We start from the raw sequence: 26,501 nt of genomic DNA on the forward strand, positions 1-26,501 counted from the left end.
TACCCCATCGTGGGTTTCATGCCGCCCTGGTGTTGAGGGACCGTGTCAGTTCGGCGCGCAGGGCCGCCACGTCGACGTTGCGTTCCGTCAGGATGCGGGCGCCCAGCCCGGAACCCTCGCGGAGCAGGCCGAGCAGGATGTGTTCGCGGGCGATGAAGTCGTGCTTGTGGTGGACGGCCTCGCGCAGGGACAACTCGAGCACCTTCTTGGCCCGCGGCGAGAACGGGATGTGGCCGGTGCCGGCGTGGAAGCGGCCGAAGAGTCCCCTCCTCTTCGGCGCGGGGTGCGGGAGTCGCAGGGCACCGGCCCCGAAGTTCTCCTCGATGGCGGCGCGGACCGCGTCGAGGTCGATGCCGATGGCTTTGAGGGCGGCGGCGTCCTCGGCGTCACGATCGGCCACCGTGGAGGCCTCGGTGCTCTGGTCGCCGAGGTGCCGGATGATCGCGGAGCGCACGCCGGCCCGGTCGACGCCGTGGTGGCGCAGGGTGGCGGCGACCGGGCCGGCCTCGTCGGCGACGAGGGCGAGCAGCACGTGTTCGGTGCCGATCACGGGGTGTCCCAGCTCGCGGGCCTCGGTCTGGGCGCCGATCACCGCGGTGCGGGCGCCCTGTGTGAATCGCTCGAACATCTAGCCCTCCCGGGGGTCGTGCGGCGGAACGAGCTTGGCGTGTTTCTTGTGCACGCCCTGGCGGGTCACCTCGAGCGCGTCGGCGATCTCCTGCCAGGACCAGCCCTTGCGGCGGGCGTTGGCCACCTGCAGATGCTCGAGGCCCTCCAGCAGTCGGCGCAACGCCACGACCGCCCGCAGGCCCACCCGGGGGTCGGTGCTGCTCGCGGCGGCGGCGAGGTCGGTCGCTTCGGTCATGCTGTCAACGTACGTTGACAGTCGGCTCCCGTCAACCCGGGTTGACGCTCGCCGGGCAAAAAAGAAGACCGGCCCTGATCGGGCCGGTCGCTCCTCGGGCCGCTCACCTGCCGCGGCCGGTCTTCTCCTGCAGGTCGTCGATCCGCCGGGAGGCCTCGGCTTTCGTCAGGCCCTCCGGTACATCCTCCTTCGCCTCCGCGGCGAGGGTGTGCAGGTAGGACTCCTGCGCTCCGGTGGCCGGCTCCTCGCCGGTCGTCCAGTCGCTGGGATCCTTGATGGTGTTGCCGGTGTCGGCGTTCGTCTGATCGGACATGACACCGTCATTACCCGTGGTGGGTCACTCCCATGCCGGGAGAGCCCCCAACGAGACGGTCAACTCGACCGGGTGATGCACCGGCGCCACCACGGTGAAACGCGCGCCGAACGGGTCACGCAGCTCGGCGAAGGCGCTCAGCCCGGTCTCGACCGGCTCGGAGAGCACCGCGCCGCCGAGGCGCTCGCAGTAGTCGGCCGCGGACTGGATGTCCTCGACCTGGAAGGCGGCGCGCCACCAGCCACCGCGGTAACCCGCGGACAGTCCGGCGATGGCGTCGTGTGCCTGGTTGAGCCACTCGCCGGTGCCGAACTCGTGGCGCAGCAGCCAGCCGAACGCCGAACCGTAGAACCGGGCCGCGGTGTTCGCGTCGTCGGTGATCAGCTCGGGCCAGGACATCGTGCCGGGCTCGTCGCGCGCCTGCGAGCCGCCGAACTCGCGGGGCTCCCAGAGGCCGAGCACCGCGCCGGACGGGTCGGCGATGATCGCCCGGCGTCCGCCGTGTGCCTCGGCCGGGTGGCTCAGCAGGTGGCCGCCGGAGAGGGCGACCTGCTCGAGCGCCTCCTCGAGGTCGGGTGCGCTGAGGTGGGTCAGCCAGCCCTCCGGCCGGTCGGGCCCACTCCGGGTGAGGCCGGCGACGGCACGTCCCCCGAGCTTGAACCGATCACCCGCTGACTCCCATCCGAACAACTCTGCGTAGAACTGTGACGCGCGCGCAGGGTCCGCGCTCGCCAGTTCCACCCAGCAAGGTGTCAACGGTGCATAGCCTCTGATCCGCATGAGCCGCTCCATGGTGGACATCCCCAGTTACTTGAGCACTCTACGGCACTGATAACTCTTCGTCACTACCGGACGGTCCATTGTCCGATTTGCGAGGTAAAAATACTACACAGTGTGAGCGGTTGAGTGATCCAGGTAACGCATCACCGGAGTGGCCGCGATTCCGTGCAGCACAACGGACACGACGACCACGAATGCGGCCGTCGCCCAGACGATCTCCATACCCGGGAAGTCGGCGTGTGTAACTGCGTACGCTAAGTAATAAAAGGATCCGATGCCACGGATACCGAATGCGGCGATCACCCAGTGTTCCGATGTGGACCCCGGGGTGCCGCGGAGGGATGCGAAGGCGGTCAGCGGACGAATCAGAAATATCAGGACCAGTCCGGTCAGGGCGGCCTGCCACGTCAACGCCGTCAACAACCCGCCCACCACCGCGCCACCGAGCAGCATCAGCAGCAGCACGGTCAGCAGGCGCTCGGTCTGCTCGGCGAAATCGTGCAGCACCTGGTGGTACTCGTGCGACCGCTCCGCCGCCCGGATCGCCCGCGCCGCCACGAACACCGCCAGGAAGCCGTAGCCTCCGGCGACCTCGACCACCCCGTACGCCAGAAAGGTCGCAGCCAGGGCGAGGAAACCCTCGGAATGCCGGGCCAGCCGCAGCGAGTCCCGCCGGGCACGGAAGAACAGCTTGCCCAGCCCGTGACCGATCAGCGCGCCACCGAGGACACCGACGGCCACTTTGTACAGCACGTCCTTCAGCGCCCACTCCGCGAGCCAGCCGGCCGGGTCGAGACCGTGCGTGGCGATCGCGACGGCGGCGTAGACGAACGGGAACGCCAGCCCGTCGTTGAGCCCGGCCTCGGAGGTCAGCGCGAACCGCACCTCGTCCTCCGAGTCCTCCTCGTCGGTCGGCTCGCCGACCTGCACGTCCGCGGCGAGCACCGGATCGGTCGGGGCCAGCGCCGAGCCGAGCAGCAGCGCGGCCGCCGGCGCCAGCCCGGCCCACCACCAGCCGAGCAGGGCGGTCGCCGCGATCGTCACCGGCATCGCGATGATCAGTAGTCGCCCGGTCGACGCCCAGCGGCGCAGACCGAACGGCCGGTCGATCTTCAGCCCGGCGCCCATCAGCGCGACGATCACGCCGATCTCGGTCAGGTGCTCGGTCAGCGTCGGATGCGCGAGCGGATCGGCGTCCGGCAGGCCCAGCGGCAGGCCGAAGACGAGCAGGCCCAGGGCCAGGAAGGCGATCGGCATCGAGATCGGGCGGCGTTCCAGGATGCGGGGCAGGATGCCGGCCAGCAGGGCACTCCCGCCGGCCAGGGCGAACAGCCCGTCGGAGAGCGTCAGCTCCATGGGTGGAAGTCAGGGGCGGCAATCATGCCCGCCCATTACCCCCGAGCAACATCTCGAACCAGACCGTCGATCCACGGACCGTGGGGTCGGTGCCCCACGAGTCGCTCAGCTCCTCGATCAGCCCCAGACCCCGGCCCCGGCTGGCCATCGTGTCGGTCCGGGCCCGGATCACGCTGCCCCGGGTGCCGGTGTCGGCGACCGAGACGAGCAGGCGTTCCGCGTTGAGGTCGATGTGGACCTGAGCCGGGGTGCCGGCGTGCAGCAGCGCGTTGGTGGTGAGCTCGCTGGTGCACAGGATGGCCGCGCCGATCACCGCCTCGGGCACCGACCACTCCCGCAGCCGGGTGGTCATCCACTGGCGGACCCGGCTCGGGCCGGTCGGCTCGGCGGCCACCAGCATGGTCGCGGCCCGGCTCATCGCCAGCGCGTGCTCCACGGCGAGCACCGCCACGTCGTCGTCGGTGGTGCCCTCGACCGCGGAGGTGGCCAGGGAACACATGTTGCGCGGGTCACCACTGGCCGAATGCGCCGCCGCGGCGACCAGGTCGTCCAGGCCGTCGTTGAGCGGGCGCCCGCGGCGTTCCACCACGCCGTCGCTGAACATCAGAATCGTGTCGCCCGGCTCCAGCAGCAGCGAACCGGTCTGCCAGCGCCCACCCAGGCCCAGCGGGGCACCCGGCGGCACCTTGACCAGTTCGGCGGTGGCCGGCTCGCCACCCTGCCCGGCCCGGCGCAGCACGGGCGGCGGATGACCGGCACTGGCCAGCGTGATCGTGCCGTCGGCGGGGTCCAGCACGCCGTACACCACGGTCACGAAGATCTCTTCGTTGCGGGACTCGGCACCGAGTGAACCGACCAGCCGATCCAGCCCGGCGAGCACGCTCGGCGGCGACGGATCGGTCAGCGCCAGGGCGCGCAGGGCCGCCCGGACCTGGCCCATCACCGCGGCGGCCCGCACGTCGTGCCCGGCCACGTCGCCGAGAACCATCGCGAGACGGCCGTCGAGCAGCCGGAACGCGTCGTAGAAGTCACCACCGGCGGCATTGCCGTCGACCCCGACGTCGTAGCGCGCGGCGATCCGGAAGGTGTCCAACTCGGGCAGGTGCTCCGGCAGCATGCTGCGCTGCAACAGCTGGGCGGTGCCGTGCTGGGCCTCGAACCGGCGGGCCCGCTCGGCGGCCTGCGCGACCAGGGCGGCGGCGGCGGTGAGCAGGGCGCGTTCGGCGGGCAGCCAGGCGTGCGCACGGGTGAAACCGACGGTGAACGCACCGCGCAGCGACGGGGTGCGCAGCGGCAGCACGGCCAGCGCGCGGACCCGGCGCTCGTGCCGGTCGGTGGCGACGGCGGCCAGCGGCTCACCGTCGGCGACGAAACTGGCCCGGCCGCTCTCGGCCGCCTCGACCAGCGGCGCGGTGTCGTCACTGACACGCCGCCAGACCGGGGGCAGGCGTTCGTCGGCCTCGTCGAGCATCTCCCCCCGGATCCGCCGGACGAAGCGATAGGTGCCGCCGTCGTCCACCGCGAGCACACAATGATCCAGATCAAAGGATTCCATCGCGTACGAGAGAACGACGCGCGTGACATCGTCGATGGTGAGCGCGCCGGCCAGCCGTGCGGTCAGGTCACCCAGGCTCTGCAGCCGGTGGATCACCTGAGTGGTCTCGGCGGCGACCGTGAGGACCCCGGCGACCGCGCCGCGCGAGTCGCGGACCACCGAATGCCCGCGGGTGTAGAACGCCGGCTCGGTGCGCCCGGGCGCGATGGCGACCTGGCTCTCCGGCTCGAGGACCGCCCGCCCGGTGCGGTGCACCCGGCTGATCACGTCGCGCATGCCGGGCTGGTCCCACGCGTCGCCGAACGCCTGCGCGGCCGGACGGCCCAGCGCCGCCGGGTGCAGGTCGCCGAGCACCTCGGCGTAGGCGTCGTTGTAGAGGACCAGGAACGCGTCGCCGTGGACCAGCATCATCGGCACCGGCGAGGCGAGCATCAGCTCGACGGCGGCGCGGACCGCCGGGTCCCAGGTGGTGATCGGGCCCAGGGCGGTGCGCGACCAGTCGAACGCGTGCACCATCGAGGCGCAGGCGATGCCGGTGTGCGGCGAACCAGCGGCCTGTAGGGGGAGAGTGGAGATCCCGGAGGGCCGGATGCCGGCCGGGATCAACCCGCCGGACCCGAGCCCACCAGACCCGAGCCCGCCGGTCCCCAGACCGTCGGACCCGAGATCCCTCGAGCTTGTTCCTGCCGAGCCGACCATGCAGAAAGCCTATCCCGACTAATCCGTTTGTACGATGCCCCACCGGCCGACCGTCCGGTTATTGACCAACCGAGGGGACCGGGTGTCGGCGAGGTGTACCCGTTTGACGTGTCAGATCACTTAAAGTTGCTGGTCAACTACCGTTTGATCTTGGTGAAGATCATTCGTGTTCCCCTATCATCGCGGCCGTGATCGAACGACCGCACGGGGTGACGCGCTCCTCCGGGGAGCAGGAGCAGGCGACGGCAGGCGCCGATCGCCGAGTCGTCGATCACTCGGTGCCGCCCGGCCATCCAGGGCACGGCCCGTCGGCCGACGACCGGCACGCCGATGACGGGTACGCGGCACTCGCCGACTGGGCACAGTCCGGCGAGACGATCATGTTGCCGTCGGTGCCGCGGCGGTCCTCCGCCTCCTCGCCGCCCGCCTCCTCGCCGCTCTCTTCCTCCTGGTCGCCCTCCTCGCCCTCGTCGCCTTCCTTGCCCTCCTCGCCTTCCTCGCCCCAGGGCACTGAGTCCGACTCTTTCGCCCCGGGGTACGGACTGCCGCCGTACCAGCAGGACGAACCCGCGGACTACTCACCGTGGGGGCAGGCCGCGCCACTGTCAATGTTCGAGGAACCCGCACCGCACGCCGGCCGTGACCCGCTGCTGGACGCCCGCCACCGACGTCCCGGAATGGGTAGCCGCGGCATCCGGGTGGCGGTCGCCGCCGGAGCCGTGGCCGCGCTGATCGGCGCCGGGTTCCTGCTGACCGGCGGCGACCAGGAGGAGACCACCACCCCGGTCGCGGCCCCCGCCACGCCGTCCACCACCGAGGTCGAAGTACCCGACCTGACCCCGGCCTCGCCGTCGAAGGCGAGCCCCAGCGCCTCCGCGTCGGCGAGCCCCACCCCGTCGAAGTCGCCGTCGCCGTCCGCCTCCACGGTGGTCACCAGGCCGGCGGTGCACGCGGGGTCGCGTACGCCCACCCGGAAAGCGACCTCGGCAGCCCCGGAGGACTCCGGAGCCGCGGTGCTCAGCGCCTTCTACAGCTATTCGGCGGACACGGACTTCGTCGGCACGGTGCAGGTGGTGAACGCGGGCGACGCCGCCGCCGACGACTGGACCGTGACGATGACCGTGCCCGGCGGCGAGAACGTGGCGGCGTCCGGCGGTGTCCAGGTGTCCCAGTCCGGAACCCGGGTGACGTTCCACGGTTCGTCCGTCGCGGCGGGCGGCTCCTCGACGTTCAGTTTCACGCTGGGCGGGGCGCCCTCCGCACTGCCCACCGGCTGCACCATCGACGGCACCGCCTGCGCATAGTCGCCGGCTGAGTCCCGACCGGGGCGGCCCGCACCGCCGACCGCCGCCGGTCATTGCGCGACGTCGGTCATGGACTGGGCTGCTTACTCGACCATGCGTGCTGGTGCGAGGCGCTTCGCCTCGTCGATTCGTCCTGTGGGTGACGGCTGGGTGTTCCCGGGCCGTCGTTCACGGCTGACTCGCGTCCTGTCGACAGCCGTGTCCGACGGCTCGGCCGGCTCGGCCGTCGGCTGTGGTTCATCCGTGAGCTGAAAGCGACCACCGTCCACGGCCGACGAGTCGCCGCGGCGAAGCGATCGCATGGTTACCGGTCACGGCATTGATCAACTCAAGCTGAGCGGCATCGGTGCTCCGGGATGCCCCGCTTCCCGCGTGATCCACCGGACGGGGCGTGGCGGTCGCTTTTCCGTGTCCGCGTATTCGGAGTGCCGTCGGTCGATATTCACGGGCGGCTACGGGGTAATCCTCCGGCCGGTGATTCGTTGAGGCGTGGAAGGCGTCTCGAGGATCTTGAGGAGGGCGGATGACCGGGGACGGGCTGAGCCGTGGGCTGAGCGACATGTGGCGATCGGTGGTGCTGTTCCTGCCGTACGCGGTGGCATTCGCCCTGATCCTGCTGGTGGGCTGGCTACTCGCGTGGCTGGCGCGAACGCTGACCGTGAAGGCGCTGCGCCGCGCCGGGTTCGACCGGGCCGTCGAGCGGGGGATCGCCGGCCGCCTGCTGAAGGACCGGACCGCCGCGGCCACCGACTTCTGTGGTCGCCTGGTCTTCTGGGCGGTGATGCTGATCGCCCTCCAGTTGGCGTTCGGGCTGTGGGGACCGAACCCGGTGAGCGACCTGTTGACCGGCCTGATCTCGTGGCTGCCGCAGCTGTTCGTGGCGGTCGTGGTGCTGGTGGTGGCGGCCGCGATCGCCGGTGCCGCCCACGACCTGATCCGGACGGTACTGGGCGTGGGCGGGACGGCCCGTCTGCTGGCCCGCGTGGCGGCCGGCGTGATCGTCACCTTAGGCGTGATCGCGGCACTGGACCAGGTGGGTATCGCGACGGCGGTCACCCGTCCGCTGCTGATCACCGTCCTGGCCACGGTGGCCGGCGTGATCATCGTGGGGGTCGGCGGCGGTCTGGTCCGGCCGATGCAGCAGCGCTGGGAGGGATGGCTGGAGCGGGCGGCGACCGAATCGGCGGCGATCCGCGAACAGGCCCGCGCCCGCGCGGAGGAACGCGCCCGGGCCGCGGCCGAGGAGGAGGCCCGCCGAGCCGAGGAGATGCGTCTCGCGGAGGAGGCCCGCAGGGCCGAAGAGGCACGGATCGTCGAGGAGGCCCGTCTCGCCGAAGAGTCCCGCCTCGCGGAGGAGGCCCGCAGGGTCGAGGAGGCCCGCCTCGCCGAGGAGGAGACACGGGCTGTGGAGGTGGCCCGACTCGCCGAGGCCCGAGCCGCGGAGGAGGCGCATCGTGCCGAGGAGGCCCGGATCGCCGAGAACCGTCGTGCCGAGGAGGCGCGCCGGGCGGAGCGGGAGCGCGCGGAGGCGGAAGCCCGGGAACGGTCGGCGGACGAGACCCAGGTGATCACCACGGACGCGATCGCGCCCGCCCCGGCCGGCCCGACGGTCTTCACCCCCGGAGTCCGGCCGGAGAGCCGGACCGCTCAGGGGCCGGAGGACACCACCACCGGGGATGCCGGATCCGCCACTACCCGGGAGACGGAGAACGCGGTGATCACCCAGGGGCCGGGGAGCGGCGAGACGACCGTGATCACGGATCCGGAGCCGGACGCGTCGGTGAACGTGGAGGACACCGACGAGGGGGACCGGACCCAGGTGGTTCCCCTGCCGGACACCGACGAGACGGAGACGCTGCCTCTGCCCCGGGACAAGCCCAGGCCGAGATGAACATCTGACCTACGGCGCGATGCGGGTACGACTGAGGGCCGGCACCTGGTGGGTGCCGGCCCCTGGCGGTCGGGAGTCGGTCGTTCAGGGATGGGCCGAAGCCCGGCCGTCGGGGAAGTGCCGTCGGGAGCGGATCGGAGCCTGGTCGTCGGGGAGGTGCCGTCGGGGGCGGATCGGAGCCTGGTCATCGGGGAAGTGATGGCCGGACGCGGACGCAGCCCGGTCGTCGGAGGAGTGCCGGTTCAGCGTGCGGCGGACCCGGTGCGGTCGGGGCGGGTCAGCGGGTGGTGGGCAGCGTGCGGGCCAGCGCGCAGACGGCGAGCAGGCGACGGAGTACCCAGTCGTCCTCGGACCAGTCGATCTCGCCCTCGGGGGCCGTCCAGCCGTGCTGGAACGCGGCGTCGCGGACACCCTCGGCGTACGCGGCGAGCAGCACCGCGGTCAGCGGGCGCTTGTCGGCCGACAGGCTGTCGCGGACTCCGGCCGAGTGCTGGTCGACGATCGACATCAGGCCGGGGTTGGCGTCGGCGGCGGCGAAACCGCTGATGCCGACCACGGCGGTCAGGTCGGCGAGCGACGAGTGGGCGGAGCGCTGAGCAGCGCGGGCGGCGGCGTTGCTGAACAGGCCATTCATGAGAAGAACGTTAGGTAGCCCGGGGTGCCCGAACGTTTCTCGCACCGTTGCGGATCGGTTGAAGCGCGAACCGGCCCGCAGCCGTACCGGGCGCGAACCGGCCCGCGGCTGTGCCCGGGCGCGAACGGGCCCGCGGCTGTGCCCGGGCGCGAACCGGCTCGCGGCCGTGCCCGGACGCGAACGGGCCCGCGGCCGTACCCCGGAAAGGTGAACCGGTCGGGAAAAGCGCTCGGATCGGTTCAAGGCGGGCAGCGCGGGGAACACAGGTGCCGTGGCAGAAGCGGAGACCGGCGAGCGCGCGGTGGGCGGGCGGGCCGCGGCGGGGCCGGCGGGGACGCGAGCAGCGGACCGCCCGGCGGGTGGGCGGACGGCCGACGGGCCGGATCGGGAGCATCGGCGGCCGGACGGGCTCGACGACACGACCGTGCTGGCGCTCGGCAAGCTCAGCGAGGCACTCGAGACGGTCGAGCGGGCCCGCGGCCACCTCTACACGATGCACCAGCTGATCGGCAGCGCCGACTTCGCCCTGGACGAGGCCGTGACGTTGTTCGCCGAGGCCGGGCACGGTGAGGTGGCCGACCGGATCCGGAACGATCTGATCGGCCGCAACGTCGTCCCGGGACGCTGGACGTTCCAGATCGTCGAGGAGTTCGACGACGGGTACCACGCGGAGTTCCGCGCCGTCGAACGCGACGCCCGGGACCGTCTGGCCGGCGGGCGCCGTCATCTGTACGAGGCGGAACTCAAAGAACACCGCCGGACACGCGGGCGGCCCGGCCACGAGGCGTTACCCGGTCACTCCGGGTAGTCGACCGCCTGGGGGCGGCGACGCTGAGAGTCGTCCGCGATGATCACGGTGGCTACGACGAGTGACACGACTATGGCGAAGAACCATGAGGCGTCATCGACGAGCTTCGCCGCCAGTGGCGCTTGGAAGGCCGAGAGGAAGAAGGCCACCCAGGCGAAACGGCGCTGACGTTCAGACAGGAATCCGGCAGATCGCACTCGGAAAGTGTGTCTCGATCAGGACGAAACGCCGTCACCCGTTCGGCCGATTCTCCGTTGTCCGATGGTGCCCCTCGCCTTGCGTCGCCGTCACTCAAGCGTGCTCGTCCCGTGTCTGTCGATGCTGGTCGGAGCGGTCGGGTGCACCCCACCCACGCCTGCGCCGCCCCGGCCGCAGCCGTCGGCGCCGGATCGGGTCCAGGCAGGTCCGTTACTCGACCGCACCGGAGCATGGCTCACGGTGAGTGACGCGGCGAGTCGCGTACGTGTCGAGACGGCGACCCTTCCCGGACTGCTGTACCGGATCAGCACCGAACCGGACGCGGGCGTGGCGCCGGTCGTCACCCGCCGTGGCGGGCGGGTCGTGGTGGGCCTGCGCGGTACCGGCGGCGACGGGCTGGACGAGGTGCGGATCGTGCTGAACCGGGACGTCCGGTGGGGGATCGCACTGCCGGACGGGGCCGGCGAGCAGCAGGTGAACCTCCGGCACGGCCGGGTCGAGCGTCTCGACCTGGGCACGTCCGGTCTGGCCGAGGTGTGGCTGCCGGCGCCGGACGGGACGGTCACGGTCACGTTCACCGGTGGGATCGGCACGGCGGTGCTGGCGGCCGACACCGATGCGCCGTTCCGGCTGCGGTTCGACCAGGGCGCGGGGTCGGTCACCACACCGTGGACGGCGAACAACGGGACCGCCGCGGGGCGGGTGCTCCGGGAGCCGGGCTATCGCGGCACCCGAGACCGGTATTCGGTGCGGGCCCGGTCCGGGGTCGGCAGCCTGGAGTTGCGGCGGCTGGCGACCACAGCGGACGAACGCCGGCTGGGTACGCCCGAGGGGTGACCACCGATCTCAGCCCGGCGGCCGGGTGAGGGCCGGTGCGGCACCCACCCGGCGTTCAGGCACGGTACTTCTGCGTAGGTCGTACAAGATGATTGTTGTGATCTTCAGGTGGTGGATTCTCAGGCTCCGGGGCGATCGACGTGACCGCGCCACGAACCGGTCTCGATGCCGCCGCGGCTCTCGATGAACTCCTTGAAGCGCTTCAGATCGCCCTTGACCTGGCGGTCGATCACGCCGAGCTTGTCGCCGGCCATCTCGACGAAACCCTGCGGCTCGAAGTCCATCTGGACGGTGACCCGGGTGTGGGCGTCGTCGAGCCGGTGGAAGGTGACCACGCCGGCCTGCTTCTCGCCCTCGGTGGTGTGCCAGGCGACCCGCTCGTCGGGCAGCTGCTCGGTGATCTCGGCATCGAACTCGCGGTGCACCCCGCCGACCTCGGTCTCCCAGTGCATGCGGGTCTCGTCGATCTGCCGGATCTCCCGGACGCCGTCCATGAAGCGCGGGAACTCCTCGAACTGGGTCCACTGGTTGTACGCGGTGCTCACCGGTACGTTCACGTCGACGAACTCGGTAACCGTGCTCACGAGGATCTCCCTTCTGTTTTCTGCTCTCGGCACTACCGGTGCCCGGGAAATGGCGTGCCAAACGCACAGGTGGGTAGCGTGCTGGTGTGGAGACCGTGGACGCGATCATCGTCGGTGCAGGTCACAACGGTCTGGTGGCGGCGAACCTGCTTGCCGACGCCGGCTGGTCGGTGCGTGTGCTGGAGGCCACGCCACATCCGGGTGGGGCGGTGCGTTCCGGTCACGTGACCGCGCCGGGTTATCTCTCCGACCTGTTCAGTGCGTTCTACCCGCTCGGCTACACCTCGCCGGTGCTGCGCGGCCTGCACCTCGACGAGCAGGGACTGAGCTGGACGCACGCCCCGAAGGTCCTCACCCATCTGCTGCCGGACGGCCGTGCGGTGAGCCTGGACCGGGACCTGGCGACCACGATGGCGTCGGTGGAGCAGTTCGCGCCCGGCGACGGGGAGCGGTGGAAGCACGCGTACGACGACTGGCGGGACGTCTCCGCACCGATGCTGGCCACGCTGTTCGACCCGTTCCCGCCGGTCCGCAACGGCCTCGCCCTGGCCCGCCGGCTCGGGGTCGGCGGCGGCCTGCGCCTGGCCCGGCGGCTGGTGCTGTCGGTCCGCGAGCTGGGTTCGGAACTGTTCGACGGTGAGGGGGCGAAACTGGCCCTGGCCGGGTGCACCCTGCACACCGACCTGTCACCGGAGGACGCCGGCGGCGGGGTGTACGGCTGGCTGCTCGCCATGCTCGGCCAGGAGTACGGCTGGCCGGTGCCGAGCGGCGGCGCCCAGGAGCTCACGTCCGCCCTGGTCCGGCGCCTGACCGCCCGCGGTGGCGAGATCGTGTACTCGTCGCCGGTGGCCCGGGTGCTGGTGGCCCGGGGGCAGGCGATGGGGGTGCGGACGGTGGACGGCCGGGATTGGCGGGCCCGTCGCGCGGTGATCGCCGACCTGCCCGCCCCGGCCCTGTTCCTGGACCTGGTCGGTGACCGGTGGCTGCCGCCGCGGATGGTGGAGGACCTGGCGCACTTCCGCTGGGACGGCGCGACACTGAAGGTCGACTGGGCGGTCCGTGGCCCGGTGCCGTGGAAGAACCCGGCGGCGGTGGGGGCCGGGACGGTGCACCTGGGCGCGGACCTCGACGGGCTGACGCGGTACGCGGCCCGGATCGCGGTCGACGAGTTGCCCCCCGACCCGTTCCTGCTGCTCGGGCAGATGACCACGGCGGATCCGAGCCGGTCGCCGGCCGGAACGGAGGCGATGTGGGCGTACACGCATCTGCCGCACCGCCAGTCCTGGCACGCCGACGAGATCGCGGAGCACGTACGCCGGATGGAGGCCGTGGTCGAGTCGCACGCGCCGGGTTTCCTCGGCATGGTCGAGGGCCGCAACGTGTTCGCCCCCGGCGACCTGGAACGGGAGAACCCGTCACTGGTCGGCGGGGCGCTCGGCGGCGGCACGTCGGCGGCGTTCCAGCAGTTGTTCCTGCGGCCGATCCCGGGGCTGGGCCGGCCGGACACCCCGGTGGACCGGCTCTACCTGGGCAGCGCCTCGGCGCACCCGGGCGGCGGGGTGCACGGTGCGCCGGGGGCGAACGCGGCCCGGGCGGCGCTGGCCCGGGACCGTGCCGTGACGGGCCGGGCCTACCGGGCGCTGATCGACGGCGCGCACCGGGCGGTCTACCGCTGACCGTCCCAGCGTTCGGCGATGTCGGCGAGGCGGCTGAGCGTCTCCACGTTGCGGCGGTGCAGCAGCAGGTCGTTGATCTTGTTCTGGACCCAGCTCAACGGCCCCTGCTCGAACTCCTCATGCATGATCACCCGGGTCTGGTCGCCGGCCGTGGCCTCCAGGATGATGTCCACCACCGCAGACCCCAACGGCCACAACCCGGCCTCCAGCCGCAGCCGCCGGTCCGGCAGGCAGCTCAGCACGGTCGACGAGTCGTGCAGCGACAGCGGCCACGGCCCCGCCTTGTGGTGGAGTTTCGAGCCCGGTTGCGGCCACTCCTCGTCCACGTCCCGGATGTGGGCGGTGCCCACCACCCAGTCGCTGTACGTCCAGCCGTCGGCGAGGACGGCGAAAACCCGATCGGGTGGTGCTGCGACAGTGCGCGAGACGGTGGCCACGACAGCTGATTACCCTGCTCAGGACGCTTGTAACGGCCGGGTCATGTTTACGCCTCGGGCAGTGGGGCAATCGGCACCGGGTATCCGAACTCGTCGCCTGCGATACAAGCGGTAGAGGAGACTCTGTGCGAATTGCAATGATCTCCGAGCACGCCAGCCCGCTCGGAGGCGGGGACCAGGGGGCCCACGTTTCCGGGCTTTCCACCGCGCTGGCCGAGCTTGGACATGACGTCCGTGTCTACACCCGTCGTGAGGATCCGGACGTGGCCGAGGTGGTTCCCACCCCGAGCGGCGTTCGGGTCGTCCACATCCCGGCCGGGCCCTCCCGTCCCACGCCACCCGGCCTGCTGCTGCCCCACATGGGCGAGTTCGCCCGGCGACTCCGGGAACAGTGGCGGGACGAGGACTGGACCCCGGACGTGGCACACGCCCACTTCTGGACGAGCGGCCTGGCCGCGGTCACCGCGGCACGGCAGGTCGGCATCCCGGTGGTGCAGTCCTTCCACGAACTGGGCGCCCGGGACGACGACCGGGAGACCGCGAACGGCCCGTCCCGCGCCGGCTACGAACGCGCGCTGGGTCGTGCGGTCGACCGGGTGGTCGCCCAGACCCAGGACGAGGTCCGCGGACTGGTCCGGATCGGCGTCCCCCGGGCCCGGCTGTCGGTCGTGCCCGCCGGCGTCGACAGCGAACGGTTCAGCCCGGACGGGCCGGCCGTGCACCGCGACCCGGAACGACCCCGCATCCTGTCCGTCGGCCGGCTCGTCGAACGTAAGGGCTTCGGCGACGTCATCCAGGCGATGCGGTACGTGCCCGGCGCCGAGGTGGTGGTGGTCGGTGGCCCACCGGCCGAGCAGCTGACCGCCGACCCGGGCGCCCGGCTGCTGCGGGCGATGGCCGAACAGTTCAAGGTGTCCGACCGTCTCCGCCTGGTCGGCCAGGTGCCGTACCGGGACATGCCGAACTGGTACCGCTCCGCCGACCTGCTCGTCGCCGCCCCGTGGGCCGCGTCGGACCGGTTCGACCCGGCCGCCCTGGAGGCGATGGCGTGCGGAGTGCCGATCATCGGGACCTCGGTGGGCGCGCTGACCGAGACCGTGGTGGACGGGCTGACCGGCGACCTGGTGCCGGCCCGCGACCCGCGGGCCCTGGGCGGTGCCCTGCGCCGGCTGGTCAACGACAAGGTCCGCCGGTTCACGTACGGGACCGCGGCACTGGACCGGGCCCGGCAGGCGTACTCGTGGAAGCGGGTCGCCGCTCAGATCGGCTCGATCTACTCGGCGGTGAGTGGGCTGCGGCGTACCAGCGCCGGCAGTGAGGCGGCGGCGTAGGAGTAGTCCGGATCCACCGATCGGTGGATCCGTTCGGCCGCCCACCGGTCGATCCGGGCACCCCTGCCGGTCCGCCACGCTTGGTGCATGCCAGTCGTCGAGGTCGAGAAGCTCGCGAAGAGGTACGGCGACACCGTCGCCGTGCGGGACGTGTCGTTCACGGTGGAACCCGGCGAGATCTTCGGGATCCTCGGTCCGAACGGCGCCGGAAAGACCACCACGGTGGAATGCATCGGCGGCCTGCGCACCCCGGACTCCGGCCGGATCACGGTGCTGGGCCGCCCACCGGCCGACCGGAGCCTGCGCGCCGAGGTCGGCGTGCAGCTGCAGGAGGGTGAGCTGCCGGACCGGCTCACCGTCCGGGAGGCCCTCGAGCTGTACCGGACGTTCTACCCGGACCCGGCGGACTGGCGGCAGCTCGCCGGTGACCTGGGCCTCACCGAGAAGCTGACCACCCGGTACGCGAAACTCTCCGGTGGCCAGAAACAGCGCCTCTCCATCGCCCTCGCCCTGATCGGCAACCCGCGGATCGCCGTCCTGGACGAGCTGACCACCGGCCTGGACCCGCAGGCCCGCCGGGACACCTGGGAGCTGATCTCGCAGATCCGCGGCCGGGGCGTCACCGTCCTGCTGGTCACCCACTTCATGGAGGAGGCCGAACGCCTCTGCGACCGGATCGCGGTGATCGACCGCGGTGAGGTGGTCGCCCTGGACACCCCGGCCGGCCTCGTCCAGCAGACCTCCGACGAGCAGACCATCCGGTTCCGGCCGTCCGTGCCGTTCGCCGACGCACTGCTCACCACCCTGCCCGAGGTGCGCCGCCTGACCCGGCACGGCGACCGGATCGAAGTGTCCGGAAACGGCAACCTGCTGCACGCGGTGGTGTCCGCGCTCGCCCTCAACCAGATCGTCGCCGTCGAACTGCGCCTGGAACAGGCCACCCTGGACGACGCCTTCGTCCGCCTCACCGGCAGGGAGGAGTCGTGACCGTCTTCGTCAAGCTCACCACGACCGAACTCCGGCTGCTCGTCCGCGAACCACTGGCGATCTTCTTCGCCGTACTGTTCCCGACTGCCCTGGTCGTGATCCTCGGCGCGATCCGGGTATTCCGCGAACCGGTGCCGGAGCTCGGCGGCCTGCGGATCATCGACCTGTACGTCGGCATCGCGGTCACCCTGGTGCTCGCGATGCTCGGCCTCCAGATGCTGCCGGCGGCGCTCGCCACGTACCGGGAGAAGGGTGTTCTGCGCCGCCTGGCGACCACCCCCGTCCACCCGGTCGCCCTGCTCGGCGCCCAACTCGTCGCGAACCTGCTGGTGGCGGTGGTGGCGGCGGCCCTGTGCATCACGGTCGGCTACCTGGTCTACGACGTGCAGCCCGCCGCGAACATGCCGGCCTTCCTGATCGCGTTCCTGCTCAGCGGCGCCGGGGTGTTCGCGATCGGCCTGCTGGTCGCCGCCCTCGTCCCCACCGGCAAAGCCGGCAACGCCGTCGGCACGCTGCTGTTCTTCCCGTCGATGTTCTTCGCCGGACTGTGGGCGCCGCGCGAATCGATGCCGGCCACGGTACAGCGGATCGGCGACTTCACGCCGCTCGGCGCCGCCGAACGGGCCCTGCACGAGGCGATGACCGGCTCCTGGCCGAACCCGCTGTCCGTCGCGGTCCTCCTCGGCTATCTGCTGATCTGTGGCGTCGCGGCCTCCCGCCTGTTCCAGTGGTCCTGAGAGACTGACGGACGTGACCGAAGCGCCGGAACGCAAAGCCTGGCGGAGCTGGCTGCCGTTCACCACACTCGGCATCGCCACCGCGCTGGCGTTCGTGGTGAAAGCGCCGCACATCACCCACCGCCCAGCGCCGGAGATCTTCGCGGCGGTGGCCCTCACCGCCGCCTGGATCCTCTGGTGGGTGACCCTGCATCCACACTGGGCCACCCGCCGTGTCCACATGACCGTCTTCTTCGTCGGTCTGCTCAGCTGCAACCTGCTCCTCGTCTGGTGCAGCCCGTTCTTCGGCTTCTTCACCTGGACCGCGAACCTCTTCGTGATCTACGCCCTGCCCGGCCGGTGGCGGATCGCCGGGGCCGTCCCGGGCGCCGCGATCACCGGGCTCTCCCAGGTCGGCGGATTCGGCACACTCGCCGTCTTCGGCGGGGTCATCGCCTTCCTGGTCGTGGTCGCCGCCAACCTGCTGATCGCAGGCGTGATGCTCTACGTCGAGACCCGCAACGAGCGGGACGCCCGCCGCCGCGTCCGCATGATCGACGAACTGGCCGAGGCGAACACGAAACTCGAGGAGGCGCTGCGGGAGAACGCGGGCCTGCACGCCCAGCTGCTGGTCCAGGCCCGCGAAGCCGGGGTGCTCGACGAACGCCAGCGGATGGCCGGCGAGATCCACGACGTGCTCGCCCAAGGCCTGACCGGCATCGTCACCCAACTGGAGGCGGCCGAGGCTGCCGGGGCGGACCCCGGCGACCGCGACCGGCACCTGGCCACCGCGAAGCGCCTGGCCCGGGAGAGCCTGTCCGAAGCCCGCCGATCCGTACAGGCGCTGCGCCCCCAGCAACTCGACGCCGCGCCCCTGCCGGACGTCCTCGCCGACGTGGTACGCGGCTGGTCCGGCCTGCACACCACCACTGACGCCCGACTGATCGTCACCGGCGAACCCGCCCGCCTCCTGCCGGAGATCGAGGCGACACTGCTGCGTACCGCCCAGGAGACCCTGGCGAACGTGGCCCGGCACGCCCACGCCCGCCGGGTCGCACTGACCCTCTCCTACATGGAGGACCTGGTGACCCTGGACGTCCGCGACGACGGCGCCGGCTTCGACCCGCACCTGCCCCGCCCCGTCTCCGACACCGGCGGCTTCGGCCTGCGGGCCATGCGCGAACGCCTCACCCGGATAGCCGGCACCCTCGACGTGGAATCCGAACCGGGCGCCGGCACCGCGATCTCCGCCTGCGTACCGGCCATCCCGGTCGGCGGCCTCGCATGATCGGCCTGCTGATCGTCGACGACCATCCGGTGGTCCGCGACGGCCTGCGCGGCATGTTCACCGGCGACGGCCGTTTCACCGTCCTCGGCGAGGCCGCCGACGGCCGCGAGGCGCTGACGGTCGCCGCCGCGGTCACCCCCGACGTCGTCCTGATGGACCTGCGCATGCCGGTGATGGACGGCGTCACCGCGATCCGCGAGCTGAAAGCGGCCGGCTCACCCGCCCGCATCCTGGTCCTGACCACCTACGACACCGACGGCGACGTGCTGCCCGCGATCAAAGCAGGCGCCACCGGCTACCTCTTGAAGGACGCCCCCCGCGAAGAACTCTTCCGCGCCGTGGCCGCCGCCCACCGCGGCGAACCGGTCCTCTCCCCGGCGGTGGCCGGCCGCCTGATGGGCAGCCTGCGCGCCCCCACCCCCGTCAAGGAGTCCCTCAGCCCCCGCGAACGGGAAGTCCTCGCCCTCACCGCCCAGGGCTGCACCAACCGGGAGACCGCAGCACGCCTCTTCATCAGCGAGGCCACGGTCAAAACCCACCTGCTGCACATCTACGCGAAACTCGGCGTGCGGGACCGGGCGTCGGCGGTAGGCGCGGCCTTCGAGCGGGGCCTTCTCCCTTTGGGGGTACGCGTCGACGGCCCCTCCTGACGCCACACCTCCCGCGCTACCACGCGGCCACCTGCCCACTCGGCCTTGTGCCGCCGCCTCCGGGCTGACCTGCCGCGAGAGCCTCACCCCCGTGTGTGCCATCCGTGAGCCTCCCCGCGGGTAGCGACGATTCGGCTCGTTTGCTCGTTTGCTCGTTTGCTCGTTTGCTCGTTCGCCGGTTCGCCGGTTCGCCGGTTCGCCGGTTCGCCGGTTCGCCGGTTCGCCGGTTCGCCGGTTCGCGCGTTCGCGCGTTCGCGCGTCCACTCGGGGTCCAGCCGTCGTTCATGGCTGCCGCGCGGAGTCGAGCCGTGGCAGCCGTCGCCCACGGCTCTCCGGAAACGCCGGCCGACCGTGGACGACGGCTGGGAACTGCCGGCCGTCGTCCACGGTCGTTGTCGGCTTGTGGATCGACCACCAGCGACGGCTTGGGGCTGTCCGGCCGTCGTCCAGGGTTGTTTTCGGCTCGTGGACGGACCACCAGCGACGGCTTGGGGTCGTCCGGCCGTCGTCCAGGGTTGTTTTCGGCCCTTGGGTGGACCGTGGGCGACGGCTGAGCGGGTTGGGCCGTCGGGCACGGTTGTTCGGGCGGCGGGAGTCAGCCATCAGCGACGGCTGGACCCCGAGTAGACGGGCGAACGGGCTGCCGGGTTGAGGGGCGGATGGGCTGACGGGGAGGGCGGACGAGTGGACGGGCGGATATGAGGACGGGCGGTCGGATATGAGGACGGACGGGCGGATGGATAGGCGGACGGGCGGATATGCGGACGGGAAGGCAAATAAGCGGACAGACGGGCATGCAAGTAGACAAGCGGTCGGAAGAACGGATGAGCTGACCAGCGGATGAGTAGAGGAGTGGGTGGGGTGGGTGGGGTGGGTCAGTCGGTGGGGGCGGGGGCGGGGGACTCACCGCGGGAGGTGCCGAACTGCCACAGATTGCCCTCGGGGTCTCGGGCGGTGAAATCGCGGGAGCCGTAGTCGGTGTCGAAAGGGGGCTTCAGGATTTCGGCACCGGCTTTGGCGGCTCGTTCGTGGAGGGCGTCGATGTCCTCGGCGACCACGTACGCGCCGAAGGTTCCGGCTCGTAAGGGCCACTGGTCGAACGGGTCGTCGCGGGCCGAACCGAGCATGATGCCGCCGCCCAGCGGCCAGGTGAGCTGGGCGTGGTCCACCTGGTCGCCGTCGCCGTACACCACGGTCTCCTCGAAGCCGAACGCCTCGACGAGGAAGCGGATCAGCGCCCGGGCGTCCTTGGCGCGCAGGCTGGGCCAGACCTGCGGCGGAGGGGGCGTCGTCGTCGTGTCCGTCATGCCTTCATCGTGGCTGGACTCGTCGTTTCCGGGGCGGAAACCGGGTGCGACCGCCGAGACGGAAGCCGGGTGCGACTGCCTGAGACGGAAGCCGGGTGCGACTGCCTGAGACGGAAACCGGGTGTGACCGCCCGAGATGGAAACCGGACAGCACGAACGATCGTGCGGCATCGGCCGGAGACAGCGCGTGAGTAAGGCAGCGGTTGGACGGCTGCATGCAGACGGCTGTGACTGCGGGGGAGCAGGATGAGGGGTATGGGACGACGGGCGGTCGTGGTCGGGGCGGGGATCGGCGGGCTGGCCTCGGGGCTGGCACTGCAGCGGCGCGGCTGGGACGTGACCGTGCTGGAACGGGCCTCGTCGCTGGAACCGGTCGGTGCCGGGCTGGCCGTGGCGCCCAACGCGCTCCGGGTGCTCGACGTGCTGGGCGTCGGCGAGCGGATCCGGGGGCTGGCCGGGCTGCGGGGTACGGCCGGGATCCAGCGCCCGGACGGCCGCTGGATCACCCGGACCGATGCGGACCGGGCACTTGCACGGTACGGCGACCCGGTGATCGTGGTGCACCGGGCGACGCTCGTCGACGCGCTTGCGAGTGCTCTCGCACCGGGGACGGTACGACTCGGTATGCCTGCGGGGGCGGTCGATGCCGAGGCGGGACGGGTGTCGACCGCGGACGGGACGCTCACCGCCGACCTGGTGGTGGCGGCCGACGGGCTGCGGTCGCCGATCCGGGCCGCGCTGTTCCCGGAGCATCCCGGCCCGGTGTACACGGGGGTGACCAGTTGGCGGATCGTGGTGCCGCATCCCGGGGGCAGGCTGGACCCGGCCGAGACGTGGGGCGCCGGGAAGGTGTTCGGAGTGATGGTGCTCGGCGACGGGCGGGTCTACTGCTACGCCACGGCACCTGCGACGGCGGGAGATACCGCGCCTGCGACGGCGGGAGATACCGCGCCTGCGACGGCGGGAGATGCCGCACCTGCGACGGCGGGCGATGCCGTGCCTGCGACGGCGGGAGGAGCCGGCGACGAGCGGACCGAGATGCTGCGGCATTTCGGGGGCTGGCACGAGCCGATCCCGGCACTGATCGCGGCCGCCGACGAGGTGACCCGCACCGACATCCGCTGCCTCGACGAGCCGCTTCCTCGGTTCCACAGCGGGAAGGTGGCGCTGGTCGGTGACGCCGCGCACGCGATGACCCCGAATCTGGGGCAAGGTGCCTGCCAGGCACTCGAGGATGCACTGGTCGTCGCGGCCCGAGCAGGCGAATTACCTCTTTACTCGGCAGAGCGCGTCACGCGTACGAGAAAAGTCTCTGAAGCCTCACGCAGAGTGGGCAGAGTGGCCGGCCTCAGCCACCCGCTCGCCGTGTTCTCCCGGAATCTCGGGATGAAGCTGGCCGGCATGCTCGGCCCGGACCTGGTCCTCCGGCAGATGGACCCGGTCCTGAGCTGGCGGCCGCCCCGGTGAGGGACGGCCGCCAGGAGATCAGGCAGCCAGCGCCTGGGCGAGATGGTCCCGGAACGACTGTTCGTCCTCGGTGACCGTCTCGGCGCCGATACCCAGCAGACCACCGGTCGAGGCGGCACCCACCACCGCGTCGGTGATCTCCAGAAGCCAGTGACGGTACGTCTCGGCGTCGGCCACCGTGGCCTTGGCGGAGAGCAACGCCGCTGCCTCGCCCGCCCGGGACAACACGTCCTGGACGTAGGCCTCCGGGTCGTTCGGTTCGATGATCGGGGCTTCCTCGCCGATCTCGGGGTCACCGGCCTCGGCGACGGCCGCACCGGCGACCGTCGAGACCAGTGCGCTCGCCGACGCGCGGGCGTCGGAGATCCGGTCCAGCCCGGCCTGGTTCTCGGCGCGGGTCTTGCGGGCGCTGTCCGGGGTGGCGGCGCTGGCTGCGGTGATCACCGACTGCGGAAGCCCGGTGAGCAGGCCCCACTCGGCGTCGGTGTAGCCCAGCTGTGCGTAGAGCGGTTCGTCCGTCACGCGCGGTCCTCTTTCCCTGTGTCAGGCTGACAGCATTCTTACCTACCCCGTTGCCGTCGGCCTTGCACCGGGCGTAGCGCTTACGGGCGAGCTTCGTAGACGTGATTGAACGGCGTCTGCGCGACACGCCGGAACCGGGTGAATCCGGCCTCGGTGACCAGCCGCCGGATCGGCTCCTCGCCGGCCTGCGCGCCGAGCGACCAGCCGCCCTCCTGGGCGAGCGCGCCCGGGACGCACAGGTACGCCGAGAACGAGTAGTACACCCGCCCCACCGGGTTGAGGTTGTCCGCGACCGTCTCCCCGGCGGCCGGCTCGACGATCATCCAGGTGCCGTCGCCGGTCAGCCGGGACCGCACGTTACGGGCCGCCGCCAGCGGATCACCCATGTCGTGCAGTGCGTCGAAGGTGGTGATCAGGTCGTACGGTCCGCCGCCGAAGTCCTGCGCGCTGGACGCCTCGAAGCCGACCCGGCCGTCGAGTCCCGCGTCGGACGCCCGCTTGCGCGCCTGCTCGATCGAGGCGGTGTGGCAGTCGTATCCGGTGAACGACGATCCGGGGTACGCCTGCGCCATCAGCACCGTCGACGCCCCGTGCCCGCAGCCCACGTCGGCCACCCGGATCCCGTCGCCGAGCCGTGGCAGGATTCCGTCCAGGGCGGGCAGCCACTCCGCGATCAGGTGCGCGCTGTACCCAGGCCGGAAGAACCGCTCACACCCGGCGTGGACGTCCTCGTCGTGGCTGCCCCAGCTGAGCCCCTCGCCGGTGCGGAACGCCCGCTCCACCCGGTCCTGGGCCCGCAACGCCCCCAGCGCCAGCTGGAACGCGCCGGGGGCGAAGATCGGGCCGTTCGGGTCGGTGAGGGCGAACGCCTGCTCTTCGGTGAGCGAGTACCGCCCGTCGGCCGGGTCGTACTCGACGTAGCCGCCGGCCGCCTGACCCCGCAGCCACTCCTCGACGTAGCGGGGTGCGGTGCCGGTCCGCTCGGCCAGCTCCTCCGGCAGGGCGGCCCCGGTGGCGAGCGCCTGGTAGAGGCCCAGCCGGTCGCCGATCACGATGTGCCCGGCGGCGACGGCGGCACCCAGGTCGCCGACGAAACGGTGCACGAAGTCCATGAGTTTCTGCTCGTTGACTGTCATACCTTCGGTTCTACGGTGTGGCGCGGCCGGGGGAATCCGTGTCGGCTACCTAGCTCAGGGCGGGCGGCTACCCGGATCGGAACCTAGGGTCGCTGCTATGGGGCGGCCACTCCTGGAACGGGAGCACGAGCTCGCCGAGCTCGGGGCGGCGGCCCGGCGGGCCCGGGACGGTCACGGCTGCGTCGTGCTGGTCACCGGCGAGGCCGGGATCGGCAAGTCCAGCCTGGTGTCCGCGTTGCGCCCGGTGCTGCCGGCCGAGGGCCGGCTCCTCGTCGGATACTGCGACGACCTGGCCACCCCGCGGGTGCTCGGACCGCTGCGGGACCTGGTCGGCTCGGTCGGCGCCGGACTGACCGAGGCGCTCGCGTCCGGCGACCGGTCCCGGGTGTTCGAGGCGTTCCGGGCCGAACTGGACTGGCCCGGCCACCCGGCGGTGCTGGTGCTGGAGGACCTGCACTGGGCCGACGAGGCCACCCTGGACGTGCTGCGGTTCCTGGTCCGCCGGATCGTCGACCTGCCGGTCGTGCTGGTCGTGACGTACCGCGACGACGAGATCGGCGCCGACCACCCGGTGCGGTCGCTGCTCGGGCTGGCCGCGGCAGCCCCGATGGTGCGGCTGCCACTGTCCCGGCTCTCCGCCGGGGCGGTCCGCCGGATGGTCGGCGAGCACGGGCTCGACCCGGACCGGGTCTTTACCGTCACCGACGGCAACCCGTTCTTCGTGACCCAGGTGCTCGGCGCGGGCGACACCGAAGCGGTGCCGGTGACCGTCACCGAAGCGGTCCACGCCCGCCTCCAACTGCTGGACCCGGCCTGCCGGGAGGCGCTGGGCGGGCTCGCGGTGGTGCCGACCGCCGTCGAACACTGGCTGATCGACGCGACCGTGCCCGGCGGGCTGCCGGTGCTGGGCCCGGCCGAACAGCGCGGCATGCTGACCGTGACACCGTCCCGGGTGCTGTTCCGGCACGAGCTGATGCGCCGGGCGGTGGCGTCCACCCTGACCGCGTCCCGGCGGATCGCCGCCAACCGGGCGGTGCTGTCCGCGCTGCTCGCGCACGGCGGAGCCGACCTGTCCCGGCTGGTGCACCACGCCGCCGAGGCCGGCGACGCCGACGTGATCGTGGCGTACGCGCCGGCCGCCGCCGCCGAGGCCGCCGGTGCCGGATCCCACCGGGAGGCCGCCGCGCACTACCGGCTGGTGCTGGATCATCGGGACGCGTTCGGGCCGGCCGACCGGGCCGGACTGCTGGAGGCCTACGCCGAGGAGGCGTACATGCTGGGCCTCGCCGACCCGGCGGCCACCGCCCAGCGCGAAGCGGTCACGCTGCGACGGACCCTGCCGGACCAGGTGGCGCTCGGCCTGGCCCTGCGCCGGCTGTCCCGCCTGCACTGGTACGCCGGCGACCGTCCCGCCGCCGAGGAGACCGGCGACGAGGCGGTCGCCGTACTGGAACAGGCCGGCGACGAACCGGCCCTCGCATTCGGGCTGAGCAACCAGGCACAACTACTGGTCCTGGCCGGGCAGAGCACCGCAGCCGTCACCGCTGGCAGCCGCGCGATCACCCTGGCCCGCGCCGCCGGTGACGCGGCGGTGCTGTCCCACGCGCTGAACAACGTCGGCTACGCCCTCTGGGATCTCGGCGACCCGGGAGGCCGGAAGATGCTGACCGAGAGCCTGTCCGTGGCGCTCGCGTCCGGCGAAGACGACCACGCCTGCCGCGCCTACGCCAACTACGCCTGGCACCTGATCGACGACCTGCACCTCGACGAGGCGGCGGCACTGCTCGACGAGGGAATCGGGTTCGCCGAACGTACCGAAGTACTCGGCTTCCTCCGCTACCTGCAGATCACCCGCTCGGTGGTACACCTGGCCCGCGCCGAATGGGACGACGCCGAACGCCGCGCCCGCTGGGCCGAGAACGCGTCCCCGAACATGCGCCCACCCGCACTGGTGGTGCTGGGCCTGTCCCGGATCCGCCGCGGACTGCCCGGCGGCGACGAACACCTGGCCGGCGCCTGGGACCACGCCCGCCGCATCGGCGAAGCTCAACGCCTCGGCCCGGCCGGCGCGGCCCTCGCGGAAGCGGCCTGGCTGCGCGGCGACCACACCGTCGCAGCCCGCCTCACCCCGGTATACCAGCAGACACTCGCTGCCGAGGGCGGCCGCCGGCTGGCCGGCTTCGCCTACTGGTTGCGCAAGCTGGGCGCGCAGGTCCCGCTCACATCAACGACATCGGGGTACGCGCTACTCGCTCTCGGCCGAACGGAAGAGGCGGTCGAACGGTTCGCCACAGCCGGAAGCCCCTACGAGCAGGCGCTGGCGTTGGGCCACAGCGACCGCCCCGACGACCTGCGGGCGGCGCTCGCCCTGTGCGACCGGATCGGTGCGGCGCCGCTGGCCCGCCGCCTCCGCTCGACGATGCGCGACCGTGGCGTGCCGCGCATACCGCGCGGACCGCAGGCGGCCGCCCGCCACCATCCGGCAGGCCTGACCGGTCGCCAGTCCGAGGTGCTTAGCTTGCTGGGCGAGGGCCTGACGAACCCGGAGATCGCCGGTCGGCTGGTCCTCTCGGTCCGCACGGTCGACGCCCACGTCGCCGCGATCCTCGGCAAGCTGGCCGCCGGCTCCCGCCGAGACGCGGTGTCCCGGGCCCGTGCCTTGGGCCTGCTCCCCGGAGTCCACTGACAGCCCTCTACGCGGCCCGCTCCCACTCGCCGGGCGCGCCGGGCGTGGGGGTTCGGGTGCGCGTGCCGTCCTCGGGCGGTGTCTGCACCCGATGTTGCGGTCGGGTGCGTTGGCCATTCTGTCCGGTGGTGGGCGTCCCCGTTGTGGTGATCGGGTGCGCGTGCCGTCTTGTTTCGGGTGGTGGGCGTTCCCGCTGTGGTAATCGGGTGCGCGTGCCGTCTTGTTTCGGGTGGTGGGCGTTCCCGCTGTGGTGATCGGGTGCGGTGGCCGTCCTGTTCCTGGTGGTGAGCGTTCCCAGTGTCGTGATTGGGTGCGGGTGTCGTCTGTGGGGTTGGTGTTTGCGCCCGATCATGCGGTTGGGGGCGGTGGCCGTCCTGTTTCGGGTGGTGGGCGTTCCCAATGTCGTGATCGGGTGCTCTTGCTGTGGGCTTCCGGGGTGCGCTCGTCGGCCTGGGGTGGTGTCTGCACCCGATG

Annotated in this window: 25 protein-coding genes and 2 pseudogenes; 12 read left to right on the top strand and 15 right to left on the bottom strand. The window is 71.8% G+C overall.

Features of this window, described 5'->3' with window-relative positions; genetic code table 11:
- Nucleotides 1-16 precede the first annotated feature (16 nt).
- The 8 genes and pseudogenes from WH85_RS54110 to WH85_RS46955 form a co-directional block, all read right to left on the bottom strand.
- Nucleotides 17-244: pseudogene (locus WH85_RS54110) on the bottom strand (Clp protease N-terminal domain-containing protein); the annotation flags it as partial.
- Between the two features lie 174 nt (nucleotides 245-418).
- Nucleotides 419-628 (bottom strand): annotated as a pseudogene (locus WH85_RS53990) (Clp protease N-terminal domain-containing protein); the annotation flags it as partial.
- A complete protein-coding gene (locus tag WH85_RS13120; RefSeq protein ID WP_045742095.1) occupies nucleotides 629-865 on the bottom strand; it encodes a hypothetical protein in 237 nt (78 codons plus the stop codon).
- 103 nt (nucleotides 866-968) lie between these two features.
- Nucleotides 969-1,178 (bottom strand): DUF3072 domain-containing protein, encoded by a 210-nt coding sequence (locus WH85_RS13125; RefSeq protein ID WP_045742096.1) that lies wholly within the window; start codon nucleotides 1,176-1,178, stop codon nucleotides 969-971.
- A 24-nt stretch (nucleotides 1,179-1,202) separates the two neighbouring features.
- Entirely contained in the window at nucleotides 1,203-1,919 is a 717-nt protein-coding gene (locus WH85_RS13130) for a VOC family protein (protein WP_245673922.1), read from the bottom strand.
- Between the two features lie 144 nt (nucleotides 1,920-2,063).
- Nucleotides 2,064-3,314, bottom strand: coding sequence for a cation:proton antiporter (locus WH85_RS13135; RefSeq protein WP_045742097.1), 1,251 nt, complete (start codon nucleotides 3,312-3,314; stop codon nucleotides 2,064-2,066).
- A gap of 22 nt (nucleotides 3,315-3,336) precedes the next feature.
- On the bottom strand, nucleotides 3,337-5,568 hold the full coding sequence (locus WH85_RS13140; RefSeq protein ID WP_083448970.1) for an ATP-binding SpoIIE family protein phosphatase: 2,232 nt from the start codon (nucleotides 5,566-5,568) through the stop codon (nucleotides 3,337-3,339).
- Nucleotides 5,569-5,839: 271 nt separating this feature from the next.
- Nucleotides 5,840-6,079: a hypothetical protein gene (locus tag WH85_RS46955; protein ID WP_052720404.1), complete on the bottom strand. Its 240-nt coding sequence runs from the start codon at nucleotides 6,077-6,079 to the stop codon at nucleotides 5,840-5,842.
- A gap of 97 nt (nucleotides 6,080-6,176) precedes the next feature.
- On the opposite strand from WH85_RS46955, the gene WH85_RS13150 reads away from it, so the two are divergent.
- Nucleotides 6,177-6,872, top strand: a complete 696-nt coding sequence (locus WH85_RS13150) for a cellulose binding domain-containing protein (protein ID WP_045742099.1) — start codon at nucleotides 6,177-6,179, stop codon at nucleotides 6,870-6,872.
- A 523-nt stretch (nucleotides 6,873-7,395) separates the two neighbouring features.
- Complete coding sequence (locus tag WH85_RS13155) at nucleotides 7,396-8,763, top strand: mechanosensitive ion channel family protein (RefSeq protein ID WP_045742100.1); 1,368 nt, start codon at nucleotides 7,396-7,398, stop codon at nucleotides 8,761-8,763.
- A 277-nt stretch (nucleotides 8,764-9,040) separates the two neighbouring features.
- Here WH85_RS13155 and WH85_RS13160 read toward each other — a convergent pair whose 3' ends face one another.
- Nucleotides 9,041-9,397 carry a DUF6401 family natural product biosynthesis protein gene (locus tag WH85_RS13160; RefSeq protein ID WP_045742101.1) on the bottom strand — a complete coding sequence of 119 codons (357 nt, stop codon included), beginning with the start codon at nucleotides 9,395-9,397 and terminating at the stop codon, nucleotides 9,041-9,043.
- A 424-nt stretch (nucleotides 9,398-9,821) separates the two neighbouring features.
- Between WH85_RS13160 and WH85_RS13165 the strand changes: the two genes are divergently transcribed.
- A complete protein-coding gene (locus tag WH85_RS13165; protein ID WP_045742133.1) occupies nucleotides 9,822-10,205 on the top strand; it encodes a hypothetical protein in 384 nt (127 codons plus the stop codon).
- Here WH85_RS13165 and WH85_RS13170 read toward each other — a convergent pair.
- Complete coding sequence (locus WH85_RS13170) at nucleotides 10,193-10,402, bottom strand: hypothetical protein (protein ID WP_045742102.1); 210 nt, start codon at nucleotides 10,400-10,402, stop codon at nucleotides 10,193-10,195. The two genes, WH85_RS13165 and WH85_RS13170, sit on opposite strands and share 13 nt — an antisense overlap.
- A 241-nt stretch (nucleotides 10,403-10,643) precedes the next feature.
- Here WH85_RS13170 and WH85_RS13175 point away from each other — a divergent pair, with 241 nt between their 5' ends.
- Nucleotides 10,644-11,240 carry a hypothetical protein gene (locus WH85_RS13175; protein ID WP_245673923.1) on the top strand — a complete coding sequence of 199 codons (597 nt, stop codon included), beginning with the start codon at nucleotides 10,644-10,646 and terminating at the stop codon, nucleotides 11,238-11,240.
- Nucleotides 11,241-11,359: 119 nt separating this feature from the next.
- Here WH85_RS13175 and WH85_RS13180 read toward each other — a convergent pair whose 3' ends face one another.
- Nucleotides 11,360-11,824: an SRPBCC family protein gene (locus tag WH85_RS13180; protein WP_045742104.1), complete on the bottom strand. Its 465-nt coding sequence runs from the start codon at nucleotides 11,822-11,824 to the stop codon at nucleotides 11,360-11,362.
- Between the two features lie 86 nt (nucleotides 11,825-11,910).
- Here WH85_RS13180 and WH85_RS13185 point away from each other — a divergent pair, with 86 nt between their 5' ends.
- Complete coding sequence (locus tag WH85_RS13185) at nucleotides 11,911-13,500, top strand: phytoene desaturase family protein (RefSeq protein WP_045742105.1); 1,590 nt, start codon at nucleotides 11,911-11,913, stop codon at nucleotides 13,498-13,500.
- On the opposite strand, the gene WH85_RS13190 is transcribed toward WH85_RS13185, so the two are convergent.
- Nucleotides 13,491-13,937 (bottom strand): SRPBCC family protein, encoded by a 447-nt coding sequence (locus WH85_RS13190; RefSeq protein ID WP_045742106.1) that lies wholly within the window; start codon nucleotides 13,935-13,937, stop codon nucleotides 13,491-13,493. The genes WH85_RS13185 and WH85_RS13190 overlap by 10 nt on opposite strands.
- Nucleotides 13,938-14,062: 125 nt before the next feature.
- On the opposite strand from WH85_RS13190, the gene WH85_RS13195 reads away from it, so the two are divergent.
- From WH85_RS13195 to WH85_RS13215, 5 genes are all read left to right on the top strand, one after another.
- Nucleotides 14,063-15,268 (top strand): glycosyltransferase, encoded by a 1,206-nt coding sequence (locus WH85_RS13195; protein WP_045742107.1) that lies wholly within the window; start codon nucleotides 14,063-14,065, stop codon nucleotides 15,266-15,268.
- 87 nt (nucleotides 15,269-15,355) lie between these two features.
- On the top strand, nucleotides 15,356-16,255 hold the full coding sequence (locus WH85_RS13200) for an ABC transporter ATP-binding protein (protein ID WP_045742108.1): 900 nt from the start codon (nucleotides 15,356-15,358) through the stop codon (nucleotides 16,253-16,255).
- Nucleotides 16,252-16,992, top strand: coding sequence for an ABC transporter permease (locus WH85_RS13205; protein ID WP_045742109.1), 741 nt, complete (start codon nucleotides 16,252-16,254; stop codon nucleotides 16,990-16,992). The genes WH85_RS13200 and WH85_RS13205 overlap by 4 nt, the downstream gene beginning before the upstream one ends.
- Before the next feature lie 13 nt (nucleotides 16,993-17,005).
- Entirely contained in the window at nucleotides 17,006-18,259 is a 1,254-nt protein-coding gene (locus WH85_RS13210; RefSeq protein ID WP_245673924.1) for a sensor histidine kinase, read from the top strand.
- Nucleotides 18,256-18,909 (top strand): response regulator, encoded by a 654-nt coding sequence (locus WH85_RS13215; RefSeq protein WP_045742110.1) that lies wholly within the window; start codon nucleotides 18,256-18,258, stop codon nucleotides 18,907-18,909. The genes WH85_RS13210 and WH85_RS13215 overlap by 4 nt, the downstream gene beginning before the upstream one ends.
- A gap of 875 nt (nucleotides 18,910-19,784) precedes the next feature.
- Here WH85_RS13215 and WH85_RS13220 read toward each other — a convergent pair.
- Entirely contained in the window at nucleotides 19,785-20,216 is a 432-nt protein-coding gene (locus WH85_RS13220; protein WP_045742111.1) for a VOC family protein, read from the bottom strand.
- 255 nt (nucleotides 20,217-20,471) lie between these two features.
- Here WH85_RS13220 and WH85_RS53710 point away from each other — a divergent pair, with 255 nt between their 5' ends.
- Nucleotides 20,472-21,683: an FAD-dependent monooxygenase gene (locus WH85_RS53710; RefSeq protein ID WP_045742112.1), complete on the top strand. Its 1,212-nt coding sequence runs from the start codon at nucleotides 20,472-20,474 to the stop codon at nucleotides 21,681-21,683.
- A gap of 18 nt (nucleotides 21,684-21,701) precedes the next feature.
- Here the strand turns inward: WH85_RS53710 and WH85_RS13230 are convergent, their stop codons facing one another.
- Both WH85_RS13230 and WH85_RS13235 read right to left on the bottom strand, forming a co-directional pair.
- Complete coding sequence (locus WH85_RS13230; RefSeq protein ID WP_045742113.1) at nucleotides 21,702-22,205, bottom strand: hypothetical protein; 504 nt, start codon at nucleotides 22,203-22,205, stop codon at nucleotides 21,702-21,704.
- A gap of 80 nt (nucleotides 22,206-22,285) precedes the next feature.
- Nucleotides 22,286-23,341 carry a class I SAM-dependent methyltransferase gene (locus tag WH85_RS13235; protein ID WP_045742114.1) on the bottom strand — a complete coding sequence of 352 codons (1,056 nt, stop codon included), beginning with the start codon at nucleotides 23,339-23,341 and terminating at the stop codon, nucleotides 22,286-22,288.
- 97 nt (nucleotides 23,342-23,438) lie between these two features.
- On the opposite strand from WH85_RS13235, the gene WH85_RS13240 reads away from it, so the two are divergent.
- A complete protein-coding gene (locus tag WH85_RS13240) occupies nucleotides 23,439-26,027 on the top strand; it encodes an ATP-binding protein (protein WP_045742115.1) in 2,589 nt (862 codons plus the stop codon).
- The last annotated feature ends 474 nt before the right edge of the window (nucleotides 26,028-26,501 follow it).

The organism is Actinoplanes rectilineatus, assembly GCF_000962825.1.
GTDB classification, from domain to species: Bacteria; Actinomycetota; Actinomycetes; order Mycobacteriales; family Micromonosporaceae; genus Actinoplanes; species Actinoplanes rectilineatus.